22 protein-coding genes are annotated in these 26,198 nt (G+C 43.3%); all 22 read right to left on the reverse strand.

Features of this window, described 5'->3' with window-relative positions; genetic code table 11:
- Positions 1–117: 117 nt before the first annotated feature.
- Complete coding sequence (dut, locus tag GC102_RS03420; protein WP_171688231.1) at positions 118–573, reverse strand: dUTP diphosphatase; 456 nt, start codon at positions 571–573, stop codon at positions 118–120.
- Positions 560–1,816, reverse strand: coding sequence for a M16 family metallopeptidase (locus GC102_RS03425; RefSeq protein WP_171688232.1), 1,257 nt, complete (start codon positions 1,814–1,816; stop codon positions 560–562). The genes dut and GC102_RS03425 overlap by 14 nt, the downstream gene beginning before the upstream one ends.
- A gap of 106 nt (positions 1,817–1,922) precedes the next feature.
- On the reverse strand, positions 1,923–2,969 hold the full coding sequence (locus tag GC102_RS03430) for a polysaccharide deacetylase family protein (protein WP_246320714.1): 1,047 nt from the start codon (positions 2,967–2,969) through the stop codon (positions 1,923–1,925).
- A gap of 153 nt (positions 2,970–3,122) precedes the next feature.
- A complete protein-coding gene (locus GC102_RS03435; protein WP_171688233.1) occupies positions 3,123–5,225 on the reverse strand; it encodes a polyribonucleotide nucleotidyltransferase in 2,103 nt (700 codons plus the stop codon).
- Positions 5,226–5,492: 267 nt separating this feature from the next.
- Positions 5,493–5,762: a 30S ribosomal protein S15 gene (rpsO, locus tag GC102_RS03440; RefSeq protein ID WP_029195252.1), complete on the reverse strand. Its 270-nt coding sequence runs from the start codon at positions 5,760–5,762 to the stop codon at positions 5,493–5,495.
- 167 nt (positions 5,763–5,929) lie between these two features.
- Positions 5,930–6,865, reverse strand: coding sequence for a bifunctional riboflavin kinase/FAD synthetase (locus GC102_RS03445; RefSeq protein WP_171688234.1), 936 nt, complete (start codon positions 6,863–6,865; stop codon positions 5,930–5,932).
- 46 nt (positions 6,866–6,911) lie between these two features.
- Positions 6,912–7,826, reverse strand: a complete 915-nt coding sequence (truB, locus tag GC102_RS03450) for a tRNA pseudouridine(55) synthase TruB (RefSeq protein WP_171688235.1) — start codon at positions 7,824–7,826, stop codon at positions 6,912–6,914.
- Positions 7,823–8,824, reverse strand: a complete 1,002-nt coding sequence (locus GC102_RS03455) for a DHH family phosphoesterase (protein ID WP_246320715.1) — start codon at positions 8,822–8,824, stop codon at positions 7,823–7,825. The genes truB and GC102_RS03455 overlap by 4 nt, the downstream gene beginning before the upstream one ends.
- Positions 8,821–9,180, reverse strand: a complete 360-nt coding sequence (gene rbfA, locus GC102_RS03460) for a 30S ribosome-binding factor RbfA (protein WP_171648889.1) — start codon at positions 9,178–9,180, stop codon at positions 8,821–8,823. Before rbfA ends, GC102_RS03455 begins: the two co-directional genes overlap by 4 nt.
- Positions 9,181–9,186: 6 nt before the next feature.
- Complete coding sequence (infB, locus tag GC102_RS03465; protein ID WP_171688236.1) at positions 9,187–12,120, reverse strand: translation initiation factor IF-2; 2,934 nt, start codon at positions 12,118–12,120, stop codon at positions 9,187–9,189.
- Positions 12,110–12,439, reverse strand: a complete 330-nt coding sequence (locus GC102_RS03470; RefSeq protein WP_171648885.1) for a L7Ae/L30e/S12e/Gadd45 family ribosomal protein — start codon at positions 12,437–12,439, stop codon at positions 12,110–12,112. The genes infB and GC102_RS03470 overlap by 11 nt, the downstream gene beginning before the upstream one ends.
- On the reverse strand, positions 12,429–12,743 hold the full coding sequence (gene rnpM / locus GC102_RS03475) for an RNase P modulator RnpM (protein ID WP_029195245.1): 315 nt from the start codon (positions 12,741–12,743) through the stop codon (positions 12,429–12,431). Before rnpM ends, GC102_RS03470 begins: the two co-directional genes overlap by 11 nt.
- Positions 12,744–12,772: 29 nt before the next feature.
- Positions 12,773–13,870 (reverse strand): transcription termination factor NusA, encoded by a 1,098-nt coding sequence (nusA, locus tag GC102_RS03480; protein ID WP_047672911.1) that lies wholly within the window; start codon positions 13,868–13,870, stop codon positions 12,773–12,775.
- Positions 13,871–13,906: 36 nt separating this feature from the next.
- Complete coding sequence (rimP, locus tag GC102_RS03485) at positions 13,907–14,371, reverse strand: ribosome maturation factor RimP (RefSeq protein ID WP_029195243.1); 465 nt, start codon at positions 14,369–14,371, stop codon at positions 13,907–13,909.
- Between the two features lie 264 nt (positions 14,372–14,635).
- Complete coding sequence (locus GC102_RS03490; protein WP_171688237.1) at positions 14,636–18,946, reverse strand: PolC-type DNA polymerase III; 4,311 nt, start codon at positions 18,944–18,946, stop codon at positions 14,636–14,638.
- Between the two features lie 66 nt (positions 18,947–19,012).
- Positions 19,013–20,461: a proline--tRNA ligase gene (gene proS / locus GC102_RS03495; RefSeq protein ID WP_171688238.1), complete on the reverse strand. Its 1,449-nt coding sequence runs from the start codon at positions 20,459–20,461 to the stop codon at positions 19,013–19,015.
- Between the two features lie 22 nt (positions 20,462–20,483).
- Positions 20,484–21,743: an RIP metalloprotease RseP gene (gene rseP, locus GC102_RS03500; RefSeq protein ID WP_171688239.1), complete on the reverse strand. Its 1,260-nt coding sequence runs from the start codon at positions 21,741–21,743 to the stop codon at positions 20,484–20,486.
- Positions 21,744–22,011: 268 nt separating this feature from the next.
- Positions 22,012–23,157, reverse strand: a complete 1,146-nt coding sequence (locus GC102_RS03505; protein WP_171688581.1) for a 1-deoxy-D-xylulose-5-phosphate reductoisomerase — start codon at positions 23,155–23,157, stop codon at positions 22,012–22,014.
- 24 nt (positions 23,158–23,181) lie between these two features.
- Entirely contained in the window at positions 23,182–23,976 is a 795-nt protein-coding gene (locus tag GC102_RS03510; protein WP_171688240.1) for a phosphatidate cytidylyltransferase, read from the reverse strand.
- 45 nt (positions 23,977–24,021) lie between these two features.
- Positions 24,022–24,795, reverse strand: coding sequence for an undecaprenyl pyrophosphate synthase (gene uppS / locus GC102_RS03515; RefSeq protein WP_029195237.1), 774 nt, complete (start codon positions 24,793–24,795; stop codon positions 24,022–24,024).
- 64 nt (positions 24,796–24,859) lie between these two features.
- Positions 24,860–25,414: a ribosome recycling factor gene (gene frr / locus GC102_RS03520; RefSeq protein WP_029195236.1), complete on the reverse strand. Its 555-nt coding sequence runs from the start codon at positions 25,412–25,414 to the stop codon at positions 24,860–24,862.
- Between the two features lie 3 nt (positions 25,415–25,417).
- Positions 25,418–26,143, reverse strand: a complete 726-nt coding sequence (pyrH, locus tag GC102_RS03525) for a UMP kinase (protein WP_029195235.1) — start codon at positions 26,141–26,143, stop codon at positions 25,418–25,420.
- Between the last annotated feature and the right edge of the window lie 55 nt (positions 26,144–26,198).

Consider the following 26,198-nt stretch of genomic DNA (forward strand, 5'->3'; position numbering starts at 1 on the left):
AGTATGCGTTCGCCTAAGGATGGGTGACTTTCCGTGCTCAGTTCCTTGGAAAACAAAAAGAACCCCTTCAATTAGAAAGGGGTTCTGGTATTTATGCTTACGTATGTAGTAGAGCTGTTACCGTCCAGTATGGCCGAAACCGCCTGATCCTCGCTCCGTCTCCGTTAATTCCGAAACCTCATTGAGCTGGATCTGTGGGACAAGCTGGAAAACCATCTGCGCAATTCGCTCATTCCGCTGAATGGTGAACGGTTCCTGCCCATGGTTAATCAGCAGCACTTTCACTTCTCCGCGGTAGTCGGCATCAATCGTTCCCGGTGAATTCAGTGTAGTAATGCCATGCTTGTAGGCAAGCCCGCTCCTCGGCCGGATCTGAGCTTCAAGCTCAGGCGGCATACTTAGTGCAAAGCCTGTCGGGATGAGTTGACGCTCACCTGGACCTAGCACTATCGGCTCGCTCACTGCAGCATGAAGGTCGAAGCCGCTGGCAGCGGCGGACATTTTCTGAGGCAGAAGGATATCCTCCTGTCCGGATACCCGTTTAATTTGAACGTCAAAGTTATAGAGAGACAAGCTGATCCCTCCTGAAGCCGTTAATTACATCATCCGAATTTCCTACCATAGATAGAGCAAAAGGTGTCCCGAATAGCGTTTTCGTCAATTGACGAATATTCTCCATCTGAACGCTTTCAATTCGCTCAATCATTTCGTCGAGACTGTAATGCTTACCAGTCATCAGCTCATTTTTCCCGAATCGGTTCATACGGCTGCTGGTACTCTCCAAACTAAGGATCAAGCTGCCTTTCAGCTGCTCTTTTCCTTTCTTTAGTTCAGAATCCGTCATTCCATTCACTGCTATATCATGCAGCAGCTCCATAGTCACTTTGAGCACTTCTTCCGTCTGCTTCGGCGCTGTGCCAGTATAAATCGTGAACATGCCGCTGTCGATATGCGAAGAATGGTACGAATAAACGGAATAAGCGAGACCGCGTTTCTCGCGAATCTCCTGGAACAATCTAGAACTCATTCCACCGCCAATGGCATTATTGAGCAGTACCATCGGATATAGATTCTCTTCTTGAAGCGAAAGACCAGGAAGCGATAGACAGATGTGATTTTGCTCCGTTTTTTTCGCATGGAAAATCAGTTCTCCAAGGAAATCCGGTGCGTCATAACTTGTTTCCATGCCCGTTTGAGCGAATTCCCCGAAATGCTTCTCAATAAGCTCGCGTACGCTATCATCAATATTGCCAGCAATACTAAGAACCGTATTTTCGGTATTATAATATTGCTTCATATAGTTACGCAGATCTTCGGATTTCATTTTCGATAAATTGTCCTGGGTTCCGAGGATCGTATACCCCAGCGGATGTGAGCCATAAGAAGCTTTGGCCAATAAATCATGAACCAGATCGTCCGGTGTATCTTCATACATAGAGATCTCTTCATAAATGACGTTCTTCTCTTTTTCTAACTCACTCTCATCAAATGCAGAATGGAAAAACATGTCCGAAAGCATATCCATGGCAAGAGGCAAATGATCATCGAGAACCTTTGCATAATAGCATGTGTACTCTTTGGAGGTGAATGCATTCACATTTCCTCCGATTCCATCAAATATCTCCGCGATATCTTTGGCTGTATGGCGTTCTGTCCCCTTGAACAACATGTGTTCAATAAAATGCGAAATGCCGTTATTATCTTGAGACTCATTACGCGAGCCCGTCTTCACCCAGATCCCGAACGTAACCGATCGAAACGTAGGAATTTGTTCCATGACGACTCTCAAGCCATTATGTAAGCGATATTTGATCACCAAGGTTCCTCCTCGAATTGTAGCACCTAAAGTCCTTTTCCCCAATTATACTTACTCAGTCTAACAAAAATGTGCCAACGACTCAAATTTGCAGCTGATTCATCGATTAATTCGCGATTTGACCTGCTTCAGGAACACGTTTAGAGGATAAAAGCTCAGATACGGTGCCAATCGTCAGCCCTTTATTTTTAATGATACGAATCATACCTTGCAGTGCTTCCTTGGATGAGGTCGTTGGATGCATCAAAATAAGTGATCCAGGCTCGACACTTGTCGATAACCGTTGAAGGATTCGCTCAGACCCTGGATTTTTCCAATCTACCGTATCGAAAGTCCAAAGTACAGTTTGCAGACTGAACTCCGATGCTACTTGAACCGTTTCTTGGTTAAAATAACCCGAAGGAGGCGCAAACAGCATGTTCTTTACACCAAGCTGCTGCTTCAACAGATCCTCTGTTTTAGAAATTTCCTCAACAGCTTTACTGCGCGTTATACTTCTCATATCCTTGTGTGAATAAGCGTGATTAGATAATTCATGCCCTTCGGTTTGGATCTTTTTGGCCATTTCTACGTTTTTCTTCAACCACGAGCCATCCAGAAAGAAAGTCGCATGTATATTTTCTTTGCGGAGAGTGTCTAGCATACTAGGCAAATACTCATTTCCCCAAGCAACATTGATCATGAAAGAAACCATTGGCTTCTTCGGATTCCCTTTATATATCGGATTCGGACCGAGATCGTTTAATTGAATACTAGGTTGCACTTCTTTCATTACATAATTGATTTTATTCGGCGTTAAGTGATGCTCTGCAAGCTTGAGCGTCTCCTCAATATCGACTTCTAATCCATTGTAACCGGGAATAGCTTTCCAAACGGGATCAATTTTAGCATTAATGGGGGGAATCTTTCGTTTTTCAGCTTCTTTCATGATCGTTTCTAGTAAAATGCTTTGCTTTGACTTCTTTTGTTCCGTTGAATTTAAAGTGGTAGAGGCAAAGACAGGGAGTGCTTCTTCATCCATCCAATTAGTATCTGCTAGAATTTGATTATTCTTAACTGCATTGATGTAAGTTCCTACGCTAGGGATTGCATCCAATGTAAGCAAAACCATAGCAAAAAAACTTCCAAGAAGAAGCCATTTTTTGTGGAGCATACACAGATCCCCCTTCCTTATTTCCTGATTTTATGCAGGAAAGGACAAGAGTAGAACGAGGCATGTCCAGGTATGTCTAGATAGCAAAAAAGAGGCAGATTGATCTGACTCTTTATCCAAACTATTTAAAAGGGACTTCACAAGTCACGCGGCTTAGGTTTGAGCCGAGACTTGCGAAGTTAATGTCGCTTTGCGAGAAAGATTAACTCTTCCTTGTTGGTCAATTTCGGTTACTTTGACGGTGATTTGATCGCCAATGTTCACTACGTCTTCCACTTTCGCTACACGCTCTGTGGAGATTTGTGAAATATGAACCAAACCTTCTTTACCAGGCAAAATTTCTACGAATGCTCCGAATTTCTCAACGCGTTTTACGGTACCCAGGTAAGTTTCACCCACAATAACCTCGCGTACGATGCCTTCGATAATAGAACGTGCTTTTTCGTTCATCTCTTGGTTGGATGATGCGATGAATACACGGCCATCTTGTTCGATATCAATTTTCACGCCAGTTTCTTCAATAATTTTATTGATGATTTTACCACCGGCACCAATGACATCACGGATTTTGTCCGGATTGATGTTCATCGTAAGAATTTTAGGCGCGTATTTGGAAAGAGTCTTCTTAGGTTCAGAAATACGAGATACCATTTTACCTAAAATGTGCAAACGACCTTCTTTGGCTTGCTGCAAAGATTGTTGCAGGATGCTGCGATCAATCCCATCAATCTTGATATCCATTTGCAGGGCTGTAATACCCTCAGACGTTCCCGCAACTTTAAAGTCCATATCGCCAAGATGATCTTCCATACCCTGAATATCGGATAAAATGGAGAAATGATCTCCGTCTTTGATCAGACCCATTGCAATACCAGCTACCGGAGCTTTAATCGGAACACCAGCGTCCATAAGAGCAAGTGTACTTGCACAAATACTCGCTTGGGATGTTGAACCGTTCGATTCCAATACTTCAGACACAAGACGAATTGTGTAAGGGAATTCAACTTCATTCGGGATGATCGGCTCAAGAGCTCTCTCTCCTAATGCACCATGTCCGATTTCACGGCGACCCGGTGGACGAAGCGGTCTTGCTTCCCCAACGGAAAACGGAGGGAAATTGTAGTGATGCATGAAACGTTTGGTTTCTGTAAGATCCAAGCCATCCAATATTTGAACATCGCCTAAAGCGCCTAATGTACAGATACTAAGTGCTTGTGTTTGTCCACGTGTGAACAAGCCTGAACCGTGAGTACGCGGTAACAAATCAATATCACAATCAATTGGACGAATTTCTTCTGGTTTACGTCCATCTGGTCTCACTTTATCATGTGTGATCAAACGACGTACTTCTTCTTTAACGATATCATAAAGCGTTTCTTTCACATCACCTAGTAAGCCAGGAGTTTCTGCATACAAGGCTGTAAAATGTTCCACAGCTTCGGCATTCACAACATCGATTGCTTCTTGTCTAGCATGCTTCTCAGGAATTTTAATCGCATCAACTAGTCTAGCTTGAGCAAATTCACGAACAGCACTATTTACCTCGGCATCAACCGTATGAAGTTTGACCTCCATTTTTGGTTTGCCTGCTTGTTCAACTAATTCTTCAATTACCGCAACAATCTTACGGATTTCATCGTGTCCAAACATGATAGCTTCGAGTACAACTTCCTCTGAAACTTCATTCGCACCAGCTTCTACCATCATTATCGCATCTTTAGTGCCGGCAACTGTCAAGTGAAGATCACTTTTCTCTGCTGTTTCACCCGTCGGGTTAATAACGAATTGCCCATCTACTCGTCCAACAATCACGCCACCAACTGGCCCATTGAAAGGAACATCAGAGATTGCTAGTGCAGCAGAAGTACCAATCATTGCTGCCATTTCTGGCGGACACTCTTGGTCTACGCTCATTACGATAGAAACGATTTGCACGTCATTACGGAAGCCTTCAGGGAAAAGAGGGCGAATCGGACGATCCGTTAAACGGCTCGCTAAGATTGCTTTCTCACTTGGACGTCCTTCACGTTTAATAAAACCACCTGGAATTTTACCAACGGAATATAATCTTTCTTCATAATTAACCGTTAACGGAAAGAAATCCAGATCTTTCGGTCCGCTTGAAGCTGTTACTGTACTCAGCACAACCGTATCGCCATAACGTACAGTTACAGCTGCATTGGCTTGTTTGGCCAGTCTTCCCGTTTCAAGAATGAACGGTTTGCCGCCAAGTTCCATTTGTACCCTTTTCTCCATAACATCCTCCTAAGGAATTGTTCTATTCAATTCATATGTGTTTGATAAACATGCACAGAAAGTAAGGTACAGAAACCTTTAATATTATGCTCCATATGTACTAAAAAATTGCTTAACGCTGGAGTCATCCACTATTTCTGCGTAATGTCTAGTATTTCCTTCTTTTTCCGTTTTAAAAATACAAGAAAAAGCAACCTCGTTGCTTTTCTTCGCCAAAGCTTTATCAAGCCCAGCAAAGGAGCAACAGGTTGCTTCTCATTGTCGGTTTTATCGACGCAAACCAAGCTTTTCGATCAAAGCACTGTAACGGCTCACATCTTTGTTCTTCACGTATGCTAGCAGCTTACGGCGTTGACCAACCATTTTGAGCAAACCACGGCGGGAGTGATGATCTTTCTTGTGAGTCCGCAGATGATTTGTCAGGTTGACAATGTTTTCTGTAAGGATTGCTACTTGTACCTCAGGTGAACCCGTATCGGTATCATGTACCTTGTGAGTTTGAATCAGTTGTGTTTTACGCTCTTGAGTTAATGCCATGATTGTTCATCTCCTAAATTCTATTGTATCCCCGCTAGCCTAGAAATCGCCGATGATAGCGCATGTCCAAGCTAAGGTTCATGCCAGAAGGTATAGATCCTTTTGGCAACGTTATTCAGTATATCATAATCGCACAGTAGAAGTAAATGCTTGTTTCAACTGTAACGTTATAATTTGTTCTTGGCCGTTTCGACATCAAGTTTAATTTGAGTAACCAAATCGTCTAGGGATGAGAATTTCCGCTCTGGTCGAAGGAAAGCTATGAGTTCAACATTCATATGCTCACCGTAAATTTGTTCGGAGAAATCAAATAAATGAGCTTCAAATGAGGGCTTCAATTCTCCGGTTGTGAAGGTAGGCTTTACACCAATATTCATAACCCCTTTATAGGTTTCCCCTTTAACAGAAGCTTTAATCGCATAAACACCATTGGTAGGGATGACGTAAGACTCATCCAGTTGAATATTCGCGGTAGGAAAGCCAAGTGTTCTCCCACGCTTCTCTCCATCCACAACGATGCCGCTAATACTATAGGGACGCCCAAGAAGTCTGGTAACTGTGTCTATGTCCCCTTGCTGCAATGATTCACGAATGAGTGTACTGCTAACTTTTTCGCCATCCATATGAAAGGGTCTCACCACTTCTACAGAAAATTTCCCATGACTCAACTCACAAAGCGAATCCGGGGTACCTTTACCTTGAAAACCAAACGTAAAATCAAAACCACAAATGACACTTTCAACACCAAGTCGATCCAATACTTGATCCACGAAATGTTCCGGGGATAACCGCATTAAAGAGGCATCAAAAGTAACAACATAGGTATGATTTACACCCAGCGATTCAAACATCTTCATTTTCTTACTCATCGGAGTTATAAGATCCGTATATCTATCTTGACCCATTACTGCTCTAGGATGTGGGTGAAAGGTCATAATAGCCGCCTTCAGCCCAAGATTCTTAGCCGTGCGTAGGGCTCGTCCGATGACTTCCTGATGTCCCAAATGTACACCATCGAAATCACCAATTGCCACCACTTGATCTCCTACTATTAGGTCCAAATCATCCATATTAATGGGATATGATATTGGTATTATGCGCATAAGTTCATTTCACCTACCCATTTCAACCTGTCCCGTGACGTTATAATTAGAGGAACACTTTGGCTGGGATCAGGACTTGGCTAGCGCTGTTCCATTCATACAAACCAAGAAACCGTTCATCAGGCGAATAAGCCCTGAAAATGGTTTGTGATGCATCTGCATGAGCCGTCCGATTCGCAGTCATTGCTATTTTCTTCCCCTGTAGTGCATGTACAGCTTCCCCGGCAGATAGTTCAATGAATGGGATATGTGAAATCGCCTGATCCATAGGAATCATATGCGCCTGCAGTAATCCTTGAACCTTCATTTGTTCAATCTGTTCAAATGTTAAGCACTGCTCTTGGCGAATACTGCCCGTCGATGTACGAATTAGACTTTTCATCACCGCTGGGTATCCGAGAGCCTTGCCAATATCCACACACAAGGTTCTTATATAGGTTCCTTTGGAGCAAGAAGCACGAAATTGAATCTCTGGATGCTTTTGCTCAAGGTCCATATGAAGAATGTCTAGCTTATGAATCGTCACTTTACGTGACTTACGCTCTACTTCTTTGCCTTCACGGGCTAATTCATAGAGTCGTTTCCCATCAATCTTCACTGCTGAGAACATCGGTGGAACCTGTTCGATTTCTCCGACAAAAGAATGAAGAACCTGACGGACTCTCATTTCATCCAAAGTCACATCTGGAACTTCTTCCAACACAGTACCCGTCATATCCTCCGTATCGGTAGAAAGACCAATTCGGAGCTCAGCTTCATATTCCTTAGGCAGCTCCTGAATGTACTCAACCATTCGAGTAGCTCTACCTATACATAATGGCAAAACCCCGGTTACTTGCGGGTCAAGCGTTCCCGTGTGGCCGATGCGTTTGATCCCAAGGATACCTCTAACTTTGGCTACAACATCATGAGAAGTGAAGCCCGCTGGTTTCCATACAGGCAAAATGCCTTCTAACGTCATATGAGTTCGTTCCCTACTTCCTGAACCATTTTGGCTACTGCTTCCTCAAGCGTACCTTGGATTGTACAGCCTGATGCACGAACATGGCCGCCACCGCCAAGTGATTGCGCAATCGCAGCAACGTCAACAAGTCCTGATGAGCGGAGACTTACTTTAATTACACCGACTGCTTTCTCTTTAAATAGCATGCCCACTTCCACACCTTCCACATTACGCGGATAGTTGACAAGCCCATCCAGATCGTCGCTCGAGGCACCAGTTAACTCTAAATCAGCCAGAGAAACAGCAAGCCATGCTAATTTACGATCATTGGCAAATGAAAGTGTTGATAAAGCTTTCTGAAGAAGTACGATTTGCGAATAAGTGACTCTTTCCAGCACTTGTTCAGCTATGACAGAGCCCTCAACACCAAGTGATAACAGTGTTGCTCCAATCTGCATAACCTCAGGTGAGGTATTCGAATACCGAAAACCACCTGTGTCTGTCAGCAAGCCAGTGTAGATGCAATCAGCAAACTCTAAATTCGGTACAAGCTTCATATGTATAGCTAAATCATATAAAATTTGAACGGTTGCAGCGGCATCATGTTTTATCAAATGGCACGAACCAAATCTATCGTTCGTTGGATGATGATCAACATTGAGCAGCCGTGCTTGGTCATCAAAAAGAGTGCTGATCCTACCCATTCTGGAGAAATCAGCACAATCTACACTTATGATGGTTTGATAAAGTCTTGCTGGAACTTTCTTGCCAAAATCAAGAACTTGATCACTTCCCCATAAATAGGAAAATTTAGAGGGCATAGCGCCCTCATTGATCATTGTAAAGGATTTTCCCAGTTGTTTTAGAATCCAACCGGTTGCATACGTAGAACTGGCGGCATCCCCATCCGGTTGGATGTGAGATACCACCAGGAAATCATCATGCTGCTCGATAAACGTAGCTGCTGCTGCCAGCTGCTGGCTGTATTCGGTGGCATGGTTCATTCCACTGCTCATACGCTTGTATTTCCTTCCTGATTAAGCTTGTGCAATAAGTTATCGATGTGACTTCCATAATCAATAGAAGCATCGAACTTAAATTGCAGTTCTGGAATCTTACGTAAACGAATTCGTTTGCCTAATTCCGAACGAATATATCCGGAACCTACAGAAAGCGCCTTAAGTGTTGCTGCTTTCTCTTCTTCTGTGCCCATCACGCTAAGAAACACGCGAGCTAAGGATAAATCATTCGTTACTTCTACACCCGTAACGGTCAAGAAACCAATACGAGGATCTTTCAATTCGGACTGAACGATCTGGCTTAATTCTTTCTTGATTTGTTCGCCAACTCGACCTACACGAACTCTAGCCATTTGTCATCACCTCTCAACGGACTCCATGATGAAGGCTTCAATAATGTCGCCCTCTTTAATATCATGATAACGCTCAAGAGATATACCACACTCATAACCTTGTGCCACTTCTTTTTGGTCATCCTTGAATCGTTTCAGGGAGTCAATTTTACCTTCGTGTACGACAATACCACTGCGGATCAAGCGAGTTTGTGCATTACGAGCAATCTTGCCTGAGATAATCATACATCCAGCAATTGTACCTGAACCCGTAATTTTGAACACATTACGAACTTCTGCTTGACCAAGTACAACTTCTTTAAAGATAGGATCCAGCATGCCCTTCATAGCTTGCTCGATTTCTTCAATTACGTTGTAAATAATGTTATGCAGACGGATATCAACTTTCTCTTGATCTGCTGTTGCTTTCGCAGCAGGTTCAGGACGAACATTGAAACCGATAATAATCGCATTAGATGCAGAAGCCAGAATAATATCAGACTCCGTAACAGCACCAACACCGTTGTGAAGAATTTTAACGCGAACACCTTCCACTTCGATCTTCTCAAGTGAGCTTTTCAGGGCTTCTACAGAACCTTGAACGTCACCTTTGATGATTACATTCAGCTCTTTGATCTCGCCGTCTTTAATGTGTTTAAAGAGGTCATCCAACGTGACGCGTGAATTCGCCGTCATCTCGGATTGTCGAAGTGCAATGGAACGACGATCTGCAATGTCTCTAGCCTTACGCTCATCTTCATAAGCAAGGAATGGATCCCCAGCTTGCGGAACTTCTGTAAGACCCGTGATTTCAACTGGTGTTGAAGGACCCGCTTCTTTCAAACGTTTACCTTTATCATTCACCATCGCTCTTACGCGGCCGAAGCACACGCCAGCTACGAAGCTATCTCCGACTTTCAATGTACCATGTTGAATCAGGATTCTGGCAACTGGACCACGACCTTTATCCAACTCGGCTTCGATTACAGTCGCTCTAGCACGTTTGTTCGGATTAGCTTTATACTCTTGAACTTCCGCAACAAGCAGAATCATCTCAAGCAGATTTTCAAGTCCAATCCGTTGTTTCGCGGAAATTTCACAGAAAATCGTATCTCCGCCCCACTCTTCCGGAACCAACTCATAAGCAGTAAGTGCTTGCTTGATTTGATCTGGATTTGCGCCTTCTTTATCAATCTTGTTAACTGCTACAATGATCGGAACACCTGCCGCTTTAGCATGGTTAATAGCTTCAACGGTTTGTGGCATTACGCCGTCATCAGCAGCAACAACGATAATTGTAATATCGGTTACTTGTGCACCGCGGGCACGCATGGTTGTAAAAGCTTCGTGACCAGGCGTATCCAAGAAAGTGATTTTCTTTTGGTTAACTTCAACTTGATAAGCACCGATGTGCTGCGTAATACCGCCTGCTTCACCCTCGGTTACACTTGTTTTACGAATAGCATCAAGTAAAGTCGTTTTACCATGATCGACGTGACCCATGATCGTAACAACTGGCGGACGCTCAATCAGATCAGCCTCATCGTCAATTTCTTCGAAAGTCTCGAAATTATCTTCTTCGACTTTAATCTTAATTTCAACTTCAACACCAAACTCGGATGCAATCAATTGAATAGCTTCCAAATCAAGCTCTTGGTTGATTGTTGCCATTGTGCCCAAGAACAAAAGCTTTTTAATAACTTCAGAAGCATCTTTGTGAAGTAATTTCGCTGTTTCACCAACAGTCATACTGCCACGAACGATGATTTTCTTAGGTGTATTGTCAATTTTCTCTTTTTTAACAGTTTCCTGTTGGTATCTGCCTCTATTGTTACCGCGTTGATTGCCTCTGTTTTGTCCACCAGGCCCACGATTTCCGCCGGAACGGTTATCATCAAAACGCTTAGGTGTTGGTTTAGATTTCTTAGTTGTAATAACACCCGCTTTAGCTGCTGCATCATCCAATTCAGCTGCTGTTGCTCCTACGTGGAACTGCGGCTTAGCTTCTTGAATGACAGGTCTTCCGCTTTGATTATTGTTGCGGTTATCAAACGGTTTAGACTGACGGTTTGGACCAGCACTACGGTTCGGGCCTGCATTTTGCGGACGACCGCTATTCGCGCTTTGTCCACCACCAGCTCCCGGTCCACCAGTCCCCTGACTTGGACGAGATCCTGCATAGTTACTATTGCTGCGTGGAGCTCCGCCTTGGCCTTGACCTTGACCTTGGCTGTAGCCTTGACCGCCGCTTGGACGTTGGCTATTATAGCCGCCAGTAGAGCCACCAGGACGCTGTCCACCTGGATTGGAACCTTGATACCCCGTACGTTGTCCACCTTGGCCCCCGCCTTGACCACTTGGACGCTGTCCACCTGGATTGGAACCTTGATAACCCGTACGTTGTCCACCTTGGCTTGAACCTTGGCCGCTAGGACGCTGCCCGCCTGGATTGGAACCTTGATAACCTGTACGTTGTCCACCTTGGCCTTGACTGTTTGGACGTTGGCCGCCTTGCGATGATCCTTGACCACTTGGGCGTTGATCGCGCCCAGACTGAGCTGGACGACTAGCCGTATTAGGCGTAGATTGTCCTTGAGGTGCTGTTACAGCACCATTTGTAGTCGTGCTGTTCGTTGGTTCTGAAGCAACAGGCTTCGAAGCCGGTGTTGCTGCACCTTTATTCTCTTGTGCTGGAGCCTGCGTTGCAGGATTCTGATTCGTCGTAGATGAACTCACATTTCCTCCGTCCGTAGCTGCTCGTTTGGCAGCCGCATTGGCTTTAATATCACGAAAAAACTTTTCTACACTGCTCACTGCGTCATTTTCCATTACACTCATATGATTGTTAACGGGAATATTCAGACGTTTGAGGATGGTTATAATTTCTTTGCTGCTCATATTGAGTTGTTTTGCGTATTCGTAAACGCGAGTCTTATCTTTATTGTCTTGTTTATTGGTCAATATGTTTCACCTCCGCAGGATTATCTTGACTCTTCTGCAGCATCTGCGCGAAGCCTCCGTCCAATACACCTATGGTGACACGCATTTCTTTCCCAATGCTGCGGCCCAATTCATACTTCGTACCTATTTCCATGAGTTTAATCCCATAGAATTGGCATTTGTCTTGAAATTTCTTACGTGTATTAGCGGATGCATCCTCCGCCATAATGACAAGTTTGGCTTCTCCCGAGCGAATCGCTTTAAACACACCTTCATCACCGGTAACTAGCTTCCCTGCTCGCATCGCCAAACCCAATTGGGATAGAAATTTAGGATTCATCCTCAGACTCCTCCTCTTTTGAAGAGAGGAACTCATCTTCAACACGAATGAAATCTTGCTCCAATTGGTCATAAATATCGGCACCAACGGCATGCTTCAGTGCTCTATCCAGGGCTTTACTTTTCTTTGCCAATTTAAAACAAGACACTTTACCGCACAGGTAGGCACCGCGCCCAGACTTTTTCCCTTTAAGATCAATGAGAATTTCATCTTCAGGCGTTTTGACGATGCGGATCAAGTCCCTCTTCGGCATCATTTCCTGGCAGGCCACGCATTTTCTCAGAGGGATTTTTCTCTGCTTCATTCCGATCACCCCTTGCTCCAAACAAAAACTTAATCGACACTCACAGAATCTTGATGCATTTCTTCTGAATAAGTTTTCACTCTGCCATATTCCTGTTCGGCTTGTGTTTCACTTTTGATGTCTATTTTCCAACCTGTTAATTTGGCTGCAAGACGAGCATTTTGCCCTTTGATTCCAATAGCCAAAGAAAGCTGATAGTCAGGTACAATGACACGCGCCATTTTTTCATTTTCATGAATTTGCACTTCAAGCACTTTGGAAGGGCTAAGCGCATTGGCTACGTATTCTTCCACGCTTTCCATCCAGCGAACGATGTCAATTTTCTCGCCGCGCAGTTCGCTTACAATCGTTTGAACACGTAATCCTTTAGGCCCTACACAGGATCCTACTGGATCAACTTCAGCGTTGCGAGAATGAACGGCAATTTTGGATCGGAAACCGGCTTCACGCGCTACCGAACGAATTTCGACCACACCATCAAAGATTTCAGGCACTTCCAGTTCAAAAAGACGCTTCAAAAGCCCTGGATGTGTTCTAGATAAAATGATTTGCGGTCCTTTCGTCGTATTTTCCACTTTCGTGATATACGCTTTAATCCGATCGCCCTGTTTGAACTTATCTGTAGGCATCAATTCAGTCAAAGGCAGCACTGCCTCAACTTTACCAAGGTCCACATAAATGTTACGTTGATCTTGACGTTGAAGGATACCTGTAACGATATCTTCTTCTTTGTCGATAAAAGCATTATAAATTAAGCCACGCTCGGCTTCACGAATACGCTGAGTCACCACTTGTTTGGCAGTTTGAGCAGCAATACGTCCGAAATCACGAGGAGTCACTTCAATTTCAACGATATCTTCCAATTGGTAATTCGGATTAATTTCACGAGAAGCGTGAAGTGAAATTTCCAATCTTGGATCTAATACTTCCTCAGTTACGGTTTTACGGGCATAAACCTTGATGAGGCCAGTATGGCGATTGATATCAACTCGCACGTTCTGTGCGGTGTTGAAATTACGTTTATAACTTGAAATCATCGCTGCTTCAATCGCATCGATAAGTAACTCCTTTGAGATACCCTTCTCACGTTCAATTTCCGACAGCGCTTCGATAAAATCCGTGTTCATTTGAACTGAGTCCCCCCTTTCAATAAGTAACGGTCACTAAAAAACGATAGCTAGACGAGCGCTTGCTACTTTAGCGAACGGGATAATTATTTTCTTTTTGCCAATTTCAATAACGAGCTCTTCCTCGTCAAAGGAAAGCAGCAAACCTTCAAATTCCTTGGAACCGTCTATCGGTTCATAGGTGGTAACAAATACATGACTATTCACAGCCTTGTGATAATCTTGAGTCTTCTTAAGCGGACGTTCCGCGCCTGGTGAAGATACTTCCAAGAAATAGGCATCAGCGATGGGATCTTTTTCATCCAATTGAACACTTAAGTATTCACTGATGCGGCCGCAATCATCTATATCAATTCCGCCTTCCTTGTCTGCATAGACACGAAGGAACCAGTTGCTGCCCTCTTTGACATATTCAATATCCACGAGTTCAAATCCATTTTGTTCAATGAAATCCTTCAGCATGTCCTCAATGACGGATTTGATTTGCGCTTGTGTAGCCACAGATAAATGTACCTCCTAAATTGACTTTCCTTTATCTTATTCCGAAAAGTCCTATATCAAAATGTAAAGAGTGGGTTTCCCCACTCTTTAATCACAAGATGATATCCTCATTATTGCCAATAAAAATTATACCATAACCATTCTTTGCATTACAATAGCAAACTTGTTAATCATTTTCACTTGACAGCTAAAAGTTTTCTTTAGAAAACTTACTTCGGAAGCATTACCTTTTGAGTTTTTCTTTAGAAAACTTGCTTCAGAAGCTTAGAATAAGGACAATTGATTCGATTCCGGCAGTCCGCGGAAACATCCCATCGAGCTGAGCATCTCAATGACCGTCTTTGAGGCCTTGGAGCGATTCTGGAAATCTTCGATGGAGAGGAAGTCCCCTTCCTCTTTGGCAGCGGCAATATTTTTGGCTGCGTTATCTCCGATACCTGACATTGCCGCAAATGGCGGGATAAGTGACGTACCATCGATAATAAACCGCGTCGCATCCGAACGATAGATATCAATCGGTTTGAAACTGAAGCCACGGGACGTCATTTCGAGTGACATCTCCAGAATGGAAACCATCGCTTTTTCTTTCGGCAGCGCCTGGAAGCCTTTCTCTTCAATCTCAATTAACTTTTTAAGAATGGCATCATATCCTTGGCACAGAAGCTCCAAATCAAAGTCAGCCGCACGAACACTAAAATAGGTCGCATAGTAGGATATAGGATGATAAACCTTAAAGTAAGCTGTACGAACAGCAGAGATAACATAAGCAGCAGCATGCGCCTTTGGAAACATATATTCAATCCGTTCACAAGATTCAATATACCAAGCTGGCACATTACAGCGTTTCATCTCATCTTTCCATTCATCTGTAAGCCCCTTACCTTTACGAACACTCTCGGTAATTTTGAAAGCAAGACCTGCATCCATTCCCGCCTTATAAATCAAGAAGAGCATGATATCATCACGACAGCCAATAACAGTCTTAATGTTACATATCCCTTTTTTAATTAACTCTTGTGCGTTACCCAACCAAACACCCGTTCCATGTGACAAACCGGAGATTTGCAATAAGTCAGCAAAGGAGCTTGGCTGCGTTTCATGAAGCATCTGACGAACGAACTTGGTTCCCATTTCCGGTACACCATAAGTAGCTACTGGGGATCGGATTTGATCCGGTCTGACCCCAATCGCTTCCGTCGAGTTGAAGATACTCATCGCTTTTGCATCATTCATCGGAATTGTCGTTGGATCAATACCTGTTAAATCTTGCAGCATCCGCATCATCGTCGGGTCGTCGTGTCCGAGAATATCAAGTTTCAGCAAATTGGCGTCAAAGGCATGATAATCAAAATGGGTCGTTTTCCATTCCGAATTCTTATCATCTGCTGGGTATTGTACGGGTGTGATATCATCTACTTCCATATAATCCGGTACAACAACAATACCGCCGGGATGCTGACCTGTACTTCTTTTCACACCTGTACAGCCCGCAGCTAATCGGCTAATCTCAGCACCGCGCCATTTCTGGCCTTGTTCTTCTTCATACTTCTTGACGAATCCGAATGCCGTCTTCTCGGCGACAGTACCGATGGTGCCCGCACGGAATACATTCTTCTCACCAAAAATTTCTTTCGTAAAATTATGCGCAATCGGTTGATAAACGCCAGAGAAGTTCAAATCGATATCGGGAACCTTGTCCCCTTTAAAGCCAAGAAACGTCTCAAACGGAATGTCGTGACCGTCACCTTTTAAATTACCCCCGCAATTCGGGCAAACTTTATTCGGAAGATCGAACCCACTCGGAACGCTTCCGTCCAGGAACCACTCACTATGCTGACAAGAAACACATATATAATGAGGGGGCAGCGGATTAACCTCAGAAATGCCTAACATCATCGCAACGACGGAAGAACCAACGGAACCCCTTGAACCTACGAGATATCCGTCCGCATTCGACTTTTTCACAAGACGTTCGGAAATCAAATAGTTGGCAGAGAAACCGAACTTAATAATCGGAACAAGCTCTTTCTCAAGTCGGGCTATAATGACTTCCGGAAGTTCATCCCCATACATTTTCTTCGCTGTTTCGTAACAGGTGGTACGAATTTCTTCGTCGGCACCTTCGATGATGGGTGTGAACAGCTTATCCGGGAATAGTTCAATGACTTCGAACCGATCTGCCAGGTCATTCGTACTGCGCACGACAACTTCAAGTGCTTTTTCTTCACCAAGAAACTTGAATTCTTCTAGCATCTCTTTGGTCGTACGGAAATGAGCATCTGGTTTTTTCATGGCTTTAAGTGGACTAAACCCGGTAATTCCATTAATGGCAATATCTCTGCATACTTTCTCACGAGGATTCAGATAATGCGCATTCCCTGTAGCAATAACCGGTTTGCCGGTCTTATAACCAATTTCACAAACACGTCGTACAGCATTTTCTAAATCTTCGACGCTCCCAACAAGGCCCTTCTCTACCAGATGCATGTTATAGCTCACAGGTTGAATCTCGAGAATGTCATAGAACTCAGCCACTTGCTCGGCTTCTTCGATTGATTTATTTAGAACGGCCTCAAAGAATTCACCTTTTTCACAGCCAGACGTGATAAGAAGACCTTCTCTGTGCTCTACTAGAACACTTTTGGGAATCGTTGCGGAGCGCTGTAAATACGTTGTATGGGATAAGGATATAAGTTTGAATAAGTTCTTCTTCCCAACGGCATTTAACGCGTAAACACAACAATGGAAAGGACGCTGATTAGATAAATCTTTTCCTACATAATCATTCAATTTAGCAAGATTCGTTATTTGTCGATCATTAGCCTCGTTAATTAAATGATATAAAACAAAACCTAAGGCAATAGAGTCATCAATCGCTCGGTGATGGTTGTCCAAGCCTACTTTAAATTTATCCGACAATGTATTCAATCGATGGTTCTTCATTGATGGGAATAAAAATCTAGCAAGCTCTAGGGTATCCAGTACGGAGTTCGTAACCTCTGGCAATCCCATACGTTTCAAATTCGCTTGAAGGAAACCCATATCAAATCGAGCATTATGGGCTACGAGAACACAATCACCAACAAACTCAACAAACTTAGGTAGCTCATCCTCGATATCAGGCGCATCTTTTACCATATCATCGTTAATGTTCGTCAATTGTTGAATGTTATATGGAATTTTCTCGTGGGGGTTAATGAACGTTGCAAACCGATCAATTTCTTTACCGTCCTGCATTTTAACACCTGCAAGCTCGATAATTCGGTTATTGGTAACAGAAAGCCCCGTTGTCTCTACGTCGAATATCACATATGTTGCTTGCTTCAGATCCATATCTCTACCATTCATCACAATAGGAACAGAGTCATTCACAACGTTTGCTTCCACACCATAAATCACTTTAATTCCGTGCTTTTTGGCTGCTTTACCTGCATCAGGGAAACATTGTATGTTACTATGATCAGTAACCGCGATGGCTTTATGCCCCCATTTAGCAGCCATTTTCACATATTGATCAATAGGTGTCAAAGCATCCATGGTACTCATTGTCGTGTGTAAATGAAACTCAACACGCTTCTCAGCTGCATCGTCCATGCGATCCCTGGGAGCCATAACTTCGTTCAGGTCATTCGGAATCATGACAAGTTCAGGAATTTGCATGAAACGATCGTACTCGACCTTCCCTCTCGCTCTAATCCATGTTCCATTTGCAAGAAGGCTCATAATTTTCACATCATCTTTGGTTTTCGCAAATACTTTCATCGCCAAAGAATCTGTAAAATCGGTCAGGTTAAATGTAAATAACGTGTTTCCATTTCTCAATTCCTTGACATCTAGTCCAAATACGGTACCCTGAACCGTCAGTTTCTTCTCTTCTTCTTGAATGTTCTTGAGTGGCGTCGGCACCTCTTTGATATCAATACCCATGACAAGCTTGAGATCCGTATCTGGTAATGAGGATTCTTCTTCTTCCATGTCGATGGACATCATGATCTCTTGGGTAATGGTCTTCTCGCCTTGCTCGCGCTTCTTCGCAAATTTCTCGTACTCAGCTTCGATCTCGGTAGAATCACTAACCGCATACTTTACGATTAATTCGGTTTGAAAAAAGTTATGAAAAAAGTTCCGTATGAACATATCTACATTTTTCTTTTTAGCAAGTTCAAGTCCGATCTGATCAAGCATAATGAGCGTTAGTGTATGACCTTGTACCTCAAACCTTGATTTCGACATCCAACCGTTAATTGATGCTACTTCACGCTGCAGCCACTCCATAAATAGGCTCCAGTATTCCTCCACCAAAGCAGCGGGATCAGCTTGCTCATATTTCCAAATAAAACGAATCTTCGCAATCTGAGCGAACTTCTCTTGAATCATTTTACAAAAAGAGCGGTAAACGTTCTGAGGCACTATTTCATTTTTCACCAAATAAAAGGTCCAGTCGCGATTTTTACGACTAATTTCTACTTGCTCGATGTAGCCTTCCGCAAAAAATGACCGCACGATATCGGCTGGAATCTCGGCTTGCTGCATCAAAAGCTCAAAGCGATTCCGTTTATCAGCCAAATTACTCATGAACAGCCTCCCCATAAAAATACCAAGGGCAATGGAATTGTTGCTTCCATTTGCCCTTGATTGTAATTAATAGCTTCGGCCAAAAACGACCGTATGTTTAGCAGTATCACCGCAAACCAGACAAGTTGACTTCGTTTCTGAAGGTGTGAATGGAATGTTACGGCTAGTCGCACCTGTTTCTTGCTTCACTTGCTCTTCACAAGCGTTAGAGCCGCACCAGCCAGCTAAAGCAAACCCGCGTTTGGTCTCCAAGAATGTTTTGAACTCATCAATGGAATCCACCGCTATGTAATGCTCGTCACGGAACTGCTTCGCTTTATCATACATCTGCTGATGAATCTCAGCAAGTAAATTTTGAATTTCTTCGACAAAATTCGCTTGTTGAACTATTTTCTTCTCCCCGCTTACTCGAGAAACGAGAACAACTTGTCCATTTTCCATGTCACGAGGACCTAATTCAACACGGATTGGTACACCGCGCATTTCATATTCATTAAATTTCCAACCCGGGCTTTGGTCAGCTCGGTCATCCACTTTAACTCGAACGCCTGCTTTCTTAAGCTCTGCATACAATTCATCTACCCGTCCAATAACTTGTTCCCGCGTTTTTGGAGGACCAATCGGAATCATGATGACTTGAGTTGGGGCAACTTTAGGCGGCAATACCAACCCACGATCATCGCCATGAACCATGATAAGTGCACCGATGAGTCGAGTACTAACTCCCCATGAAGTCGTATGAGCAAATTGATGCTGATTTTCACGGTCCAAGAACTTGATATCGAAAGCGACTGCAAAATTCGTGCCCAGATAGTGTGAGGTGCCAGCTTGCACAGCTTTCCCATCTTTCATCATCGCCTCAATAGAGAACGTATCGATAGCACCCGCGAATTTCTCAGAAGGAGTCTTCTGCCCAACAATAACAGGGATTGCTAAGAAATCTTCCGCAAATTGGCGGTATACATCCAGCATCTGCATCGTTTCACGGCGAGCATCCTGCTCATCTTCATGAGCGGTATGGCCTTCCTGCCACAAGAACTCCGTAGTCCGAAGGAAAGGCAATGTGCGCTTCTCCCATCGAACTACGTTAGCCCATTGATTAATTAAAAGGGGAAGATCGCGATAGGAGTTGATCCATTCCGAATACATGTGACCAATCATCGTTTCCGAAGTTGGACGAATAGCTAGACGTTCTTCGAGCTTCTCTCCGCCTGCTTCAGTGACCCAAGGCAGCTCTGGATTAAAGCCTTCTACGTGTTCTTTTTCCTTCTGGAAAAAACTCTCTGGAATAAATAAAGGAAAATAAGCGTTTCGGTGACCCGTTTCTTTGAATTTACTATCGAGTTCACGTTGAATGTTTTCCCATATTTCATAGCCATCCGGTTTAAACACGATACAGCCGCGCACTGGCGAATAGCTCATCAAATCAGCTTTCTTGATCACATCTATGTACCAACGGGAGAAATCCTCTCCCTGTGGTGTAATCTCTTTAACAAACTGTTTATCGTTTGACATAAACCCTCCTACAATATTAGGACTATCCCTTAATTAATCTTAAAATATCATTGTAAGTAACTGCCACCATGAGCAGCATTAGCAGTGCAAAACCAACAAAGTGAACCATACTTTCTCGATTCGGATCAATTGGCTTCCCGCGTAATGCTTCTAGACCCATAAATAGAAGTCGGCTTCCATCTAAAGCTGGAATAGGCAAGAGATTAAATATACCTAGATACAAGCTTAATGTAGCTGCCCATGAGATTAAGTAAGTTATTCCCATTTTGGCAAATTCAGCTGAAACTTGAGCAGTCCGGACAGGTCCGCCAAGATCATCAAGTTTAAACTGCAGCATAACAAGCTTCTGTAATCCAGTCACAATACCTATCGTTGTTCCAACGACTTGTTCGTATGTGCCAGTTAACACTTCGCTAAAGGTTGCACTTCTGCGATCCCCAGAAATGACTACGCCGAGCTTACCAGCCCCTGCCTCCATTTCAGGTGTAACCTGAAGAGTAATTGGATTACCTGAACGATCCACAACCCAGGTCATCGGCTTTCCAGCAGATGATTGAATCGAAGTGACAAGCTTCTCGCGGTCATCACCAATCGGCTGATTATCAATCGATATGATGATATCCCCTTTATGTAGACCCGACTTCTCGCCTGCTTTACCAGCAAGCACAGAATCTAACTTAACGTTCGTAAAAACGCCCGACATAATAACAACGATAAAGAACAACACAATCGCAAGTATGAAGTTCATCACAGGCCCCATCACAATAGCAATTGCACGCTGGCCAACCGTTTTCGAGCCAAACTGCCGATCATATGGAGCAATCTGAGTTTCTGTCCCTTTGGTCACCATCATAGCTTGTGGATCAATGGGATAAGTAACGCTTTCTCCGTCAACATCAAGTGATACTCGAAGCGCTCTTTCTAAATCAATTTGTTCCACGACACCAATGATAACATTCGAGCGTCGATCTAGTTGATCAAGATAAAGGGATGACACTTGATTTTGTTTATTTAATTTAACGGCAACCGTTTGTCCAGGGTTCACTTGGACAATTTCCGGATCTTCCCCTGCCATGCGAACGAATCCACCAATTGGCAAAATGCGCAAGGTATAGCGAGTTTCCCCTTTTTTATATGAGAAAATTTTGGGTCCAAAGCCGATTGCAAATTCTCGAACTAAGATGCCTGCACGTTTCGCAAAGTAAAAATGACCCCATTCATGAATCGTAACGAGAACGAAAAACAACAAAATAACCTTCAATCCAACTTCTATGGCTGACAAGTCGTATTTCCTCCTTCGAGTTTTCTTCAGAAAACTTACCTATGTTTGCAAAAACCATAACGTTTTCGTTTGAAAACCTGCCTTCTAAGCATCCACTTATGGACAGCATGTTCTTAGATTAACATTATTGAACTGCTGAATACAAGCTATGCCCTTTAAGCACAGTATACGAGCTGAGAGTTTGAATTAGACTTTACTTTATAAAGCGCCTAGGTGATAGATTGAAAAAAGAGCCGAGCCAACCTCGCTGACCTAAGCTCTCATGAAATTAAAATACGATGGATGATGCAAAGGCTCTTGCCCAAATATCCTGCTCATGAATGACGTCTAGATGAGGGGTTGAATGGGATTCGTGTTTCTGCAAAACAAGTTCAATGATCTGTTCAATTTGCAAGAACGTAATCTCACCTTTGAGGAAGCGTGCAACAGCGATTTCGTTCGCTGCATTATAAACTGTAGGTGTAGTACCTCCCTGCTTGCCGCTCTCAAAGGCCATTCGTAAACACGGATACCGATTGTAATCCATTTCACGGAAATGAAGCTTTCCGATGGCAGCCAAATCTAGCCGATTGGTCGGCGTCGGATATCTGTCTGGGTAGGTCAATGCGTATTGGATAGGAACTCGCATATCCGGATTACCAAGCTGAGCAATTACACTATTGTCAACAAATTCTACAAAGGAATGAATGACACTTTCAGGATGAATGAGGACATCTATTTGGTCATAGGAGAGATCAAATAACCAATGAGCCTCAATGACCTCAAGACCTTTATTGACCATCGTTGCTGAATCTATCGTAATCTTGGCTCCCATCGACCAATTCGGATGTTGCAGGGCTTGTTCGACCGTTACTCCCTCTAACTCTTCACGCGATCGATCCCGAAAGGAACCACCAGAAGCCGTAAGCGTTATTTTCGCAATTTGCGATCGATTCTCACCATTCAAACATTGAAATATAGCCGAATGCTCACTATCAATAGGCAGCAACGACACGCCTTTTCGACGAATTGCATCCTTTACAATATGGCCTGCACTCACTAACGTCTCCTTATTAGCGAGTCCGATGTGTTTGCCAGCTTCAATCGCGGCCATTGTAGGCTTAAGTCCCTGACTCCCTACCAAAGCTGTTACAACCAAGTCTGCATCTGTTGATGCAGCAACTTCCATTAATCCTTCTTCACCATATAACACCTTGGTCGATGACGAAACATTCTTGGAAACTTCCTCGGCAAGCTCCTTGGTCGCTACTGATACTACTTTTGGGTGAAACTTTTTAACTTGTTCAATCAATAATTGGCTATTATAACCGCCAGATAATGCTTCAATCTGAAATTTCTCTGAGGCATGCTGGACAATATCTAGGGTTTGTGTACCAATAGACCCTGTTGAACCCAGAATGGCAATTCGTTTCATCATATTCCACCTCGCCTATGACTATTAGTGAGTAAGAATTCCAAGCCAATGAATAAATGGAAATACGATAAGCCAACTATCCATCCGATCGAGTACTCCACCGTGCCCCGGAAGTAAGGTTCCCGTATCTTTAATACCCTTTACTCGCTTATAAGCCGACTGTATTAAATCTCCGACTTGTCCAACAACAGCAATTACGAATCCTAGCACCAATGCCCTGCCAAACCCAAGCAAATCCGGTGCATACAAGGCGAATCCTAGTGCGGCAATCATCGAAATAACGACGCCACCTACAGCTCCCTCAATTGACTTCTTAGGACTGATTTGAGGCCATAGAAGATGTTTGCCCAGCTTCGAACCGACAAAATAAGCTCCTGAATCCGAAGCCCAAATACATACAAACACAACGATTGACCAAAATAAGCCATGCTCCATTAAGCGCGAAGCAATCATATAATTGAATCCAAAACCTATGTAAATGACACCAAGTAAAATAACAGAAACCTGATCGATTGTGATCGTATTTTTTGAAGCGACTGTAATGAAAAGCAAGACAAACATGGTCAGCCAAATAATGGCGGTCAAAGAAACGGGAAGTGAACCACCAAACGCCTCCCACGGCACCGTTAAGTATAACAAGGAGATTAAACCAACAACCGCTGTTAATTTATACTTCGTGTAGCCATTCATTTGCATATATTCACGAAAGCCGATAATAGACAGTAACACGATTAACCCAGCGTACCAATAACCACCCAATACTAATAACGTAATGAAAACGATCCCGGCAATGACTCCCGTGACGATCCTTTGCTTCAAGTTGAATCCCCCTAGATGAACACGCGCCGGAAACATACGAAGTGATTAGATACCTCCGTATCTTCTCCCGCGGCGCTGATATTCTGCAATTGCTTGCATAAATAATGATTCCGTGAATTCCGGCCAATAAGCCTCCGTAAACCAAAGCTCCGAATATGCTAATTGCCAAAGAAGAAAATTGCTTAGTCTGAGCTCACCACTTGTTCGAATTAACAAGTCTGGATCTGGTAAATCCGAAGTTAACATATAGGAAGAAAAACTTGCCTCATCCAAATCTTCTATTTGTAGTTTGCCATTTTGAACATCACGAATCATATCTTGAACACCAGCAATCATTTCTTTACGCCCACCATAATTTAAGGCAAAGTTCAGAATGAGTCCTGTATTATCTTTCGTCCGTTCGATAGCTCCCTCAATCGCTTTGAGTGTGTAATCAGGTAAGCCTTCTTTCCAACCCGTCATTCGGATACGAACATTGTTTTCGATCAGCTCTTCAATTTCTAAAGGAAAAAATTCTTGAGGAAGTTTCATCAGAAATTCTACTTCTTCCTTCGGTCTTTTCCAATTTTCCGTTGAAAAAGCATACATCGTTAGCACCTTAACACCGATCTCATTTGCAGCCATCGTAATTTTCTTAACATTTTTCATGCCGGAATGATGCCCTGCTACGCGAGGTAAGCCTCTTTGCTTAGCCCAACGACCGTTTCCGTCCATAATGATAGCGACATGTGCTGGCACTTTATCTAATTCGATAGCTGGTATAGCTGAAGAAACAGACTTTACATTGATTCCTAACCATTTCTTAATTAGCTTGAGCACAGTTGTTCCTCCCAACTAGGGAAAGATGAAAAACCCCCAGCGAATACCCGGGGGCATATCTATCTTATACTTCCATGATTTCTTTTTCTTTAGCAGCCAAAACTTTCTCAACTTCAGCTACGAATTTATCAGTAAACTTTTGGATATCTTCTTGATGTTTGCGGGACTCGTCTTCAGATATCCCAGCTTTTTCTAACTTTTTGATCTCATCGTTGGCATCACGACGGATGTTACGAATAGCAATCTTTGCTTCTTCGCCAAATTTCTTCGTCATTTTCACAAGATCGCTACGACGCTCTTCGGTTAAAGCCGGAATAACAATTCGAATAACCAACCCGTCGTTAGATGGCGTTAATCCTAAGTCAGACTTCATAATCGCTTTCTCAATCGATGTCATCGAACTTTTGTCCCATGGTTGAATGAGTAAAGTACGTGAATCAGGTGTTGTTAAATTCGCAAGTTGATTCACAGGTGTCATCGCTCCGTAATATTCCACTTGGATGCGATCTAATAAAGATGGCGTAGCACGGCCTGCACGAAGAGAAGTTAAGTCTCTTCTTAATGCGCCTATTGCTTTATCCATCCGATCTTCTGCATTCTTTTTTACTGATTGTGGCATGGTTTAGACACTCCCTTTAACTGTAGTCCCAATTTTCTCGCCAAGGACCACTCGTTTGATATTCCCTTTTTCTGTGATATTGAACACCACTAACGGGATGTTGTTATCCATACAAAGGGAAGATGCTGTGGAATCCATGACACCAAGATTGTTACTGATAACTTCCATATAGGTTAACGTCTCGAATTTCTTCGCTGTTGGATCTTTGAATGGATCTGCTGAATAAACGCCATCCACTTTATTTTTGGCCATGAGAATAACTTCTGCTTCAATTTCAGCTGCTCTTAAAGCCGCTGTTGTATCCGTTGAGAAGTATGGATTCCCTGTACCTGCCGCGAAAATAACAACTCTACCCTTTTCAAGGTGACGCATTGCTCTTCTACGGATGTATGGTTCAGCCACTTGCTGCATAGTAATGGAAGATTGAACTCTTGTAGGCACATCAAGATTCTCAAGTGCATCCTGCAGAGCCAAAGAATTCATGACAGTTGCAAGCATACCCATGTAATCTGCTGTCGCACGATCCATACCCTTCTCACTACCTGCAATACCACGCCAAATGTTTCCACCGCCCACTACAATAGCGACTTCTACATTTAACTCCACAACATCCTTCACCTGTTGGGCAATGGAAGTAATGACTTCCGAATCAATGCCATAACCCTGCTGTCCTGCCAAAGCTTCGCCGCTCAATTTTAGCACTATTCTTTTATAAAAAGGTTGACCCAACTTGTATAACCTCCGTTTCAATGCTTGAACAGATCTCTTATTGGCTAAAAAAGAA

Origin of the sequence: Paenibacillus germinis, assembly GCF_013141785.1 — a bacterium.
GTDB classification, from domain to species: domain Bacteria; phylum Bacillota; class Bacilli; order Paenibacillales; family NBRC-103111; genus Paenibacillus_E; species Paenibacillus_E phytorum.

Coding starts and splice junctions, on each gene's coding strand:
- GC102_RS03445 (WP_171688234.1), bottom strand. CDS start 6,865: ATGCGCATAATACCAATATCATATCCCATTAATATGGATGATTTGGAC.
- proS (WP_171688238.1), bottom strand. CDS start 20,461: ATGTCAAACGATAAACAGTTTGTTAAAGAGATTACACCACAGGGAGAG.
- rbfA (WP_171648889.1), bottom strand. CDS start 9,180: ATGGCTAGAGTTCGTGTAGGTCGAGTTGGCGAACAAATCAAGAAAGAA.
- truB (WP_171688235.1), bottom strand. CDS start 7,826: ATGACGTTAGAAGGCATTTTGCCTGTATGGAAACCAGCGGGCTTCACT.
- rnpM (WP_029195245.1), bottom strand. CDS start 12,743: ATGAAGCAGAGAAAAATCCCTCTGAGAAAATGCGTGGCCTGCCAGGAA.
- rpsO (WP_029195252.1), bottom strand. CDS start 5,762: ATGGCATTAACTCAAGAGCGTAAAACACAACTGATTCAAACTCACAAG.
- nusA (WP_047672911.1), bottom strand. CDS start 13,870: ATGAACACGGATTTTATCGAAGCGCTGTCGGAAATTGAACGTGAGAAG.
- GC102_RS03505 (WP_171688581.1), bottom strand. CDS start 23,157: ATGAAACGAATTGCCATTCTGGGTTCAACAGGGTCTATTGGTACACAA.
- frr (WP_029195236.1), bottom strand. CDS start 25,414: ATGCCACAATCAGTAAAAAAGAATGCAGAAGATCGGATGGATAAAGCA.
- GC102_RS03455 (WP_246320715.1), bottom strand. CDS start 8,824: ATGAGCAGTGGAATGAACCATGCCACCGAATACAGCCAGCAGCTGGCA.
- GC102_RS03490 (WP_171688237.1), bottom strand. CDS start 18,946: ATGAGTAATTTGGCTGATAAACGGAATCGCTTTGAGCTTTTGATGCAG.
- GC102_RS03435 (WP_171688233.1), bottom strand. CDS start 5,225: ATGGAGAAAAGGGTACAAATGGAACTTGGCGGCAAACCGTTCATTCTT.
- GC102_RS03470 (WP_171648885.1), bottom strand. CDS start 12,439: ATGAATCCTAAATTTCTATCCCAATTGGGTTTGGCGATGCGAGCAGGG.
- GC102_RS03430 (WP_246320714.1), bottom strand. CDS start 2,969: ATGCTCCACAAAAAATGGCTTCTTCTTGGAAGTTTTTTTGCTATGGTT.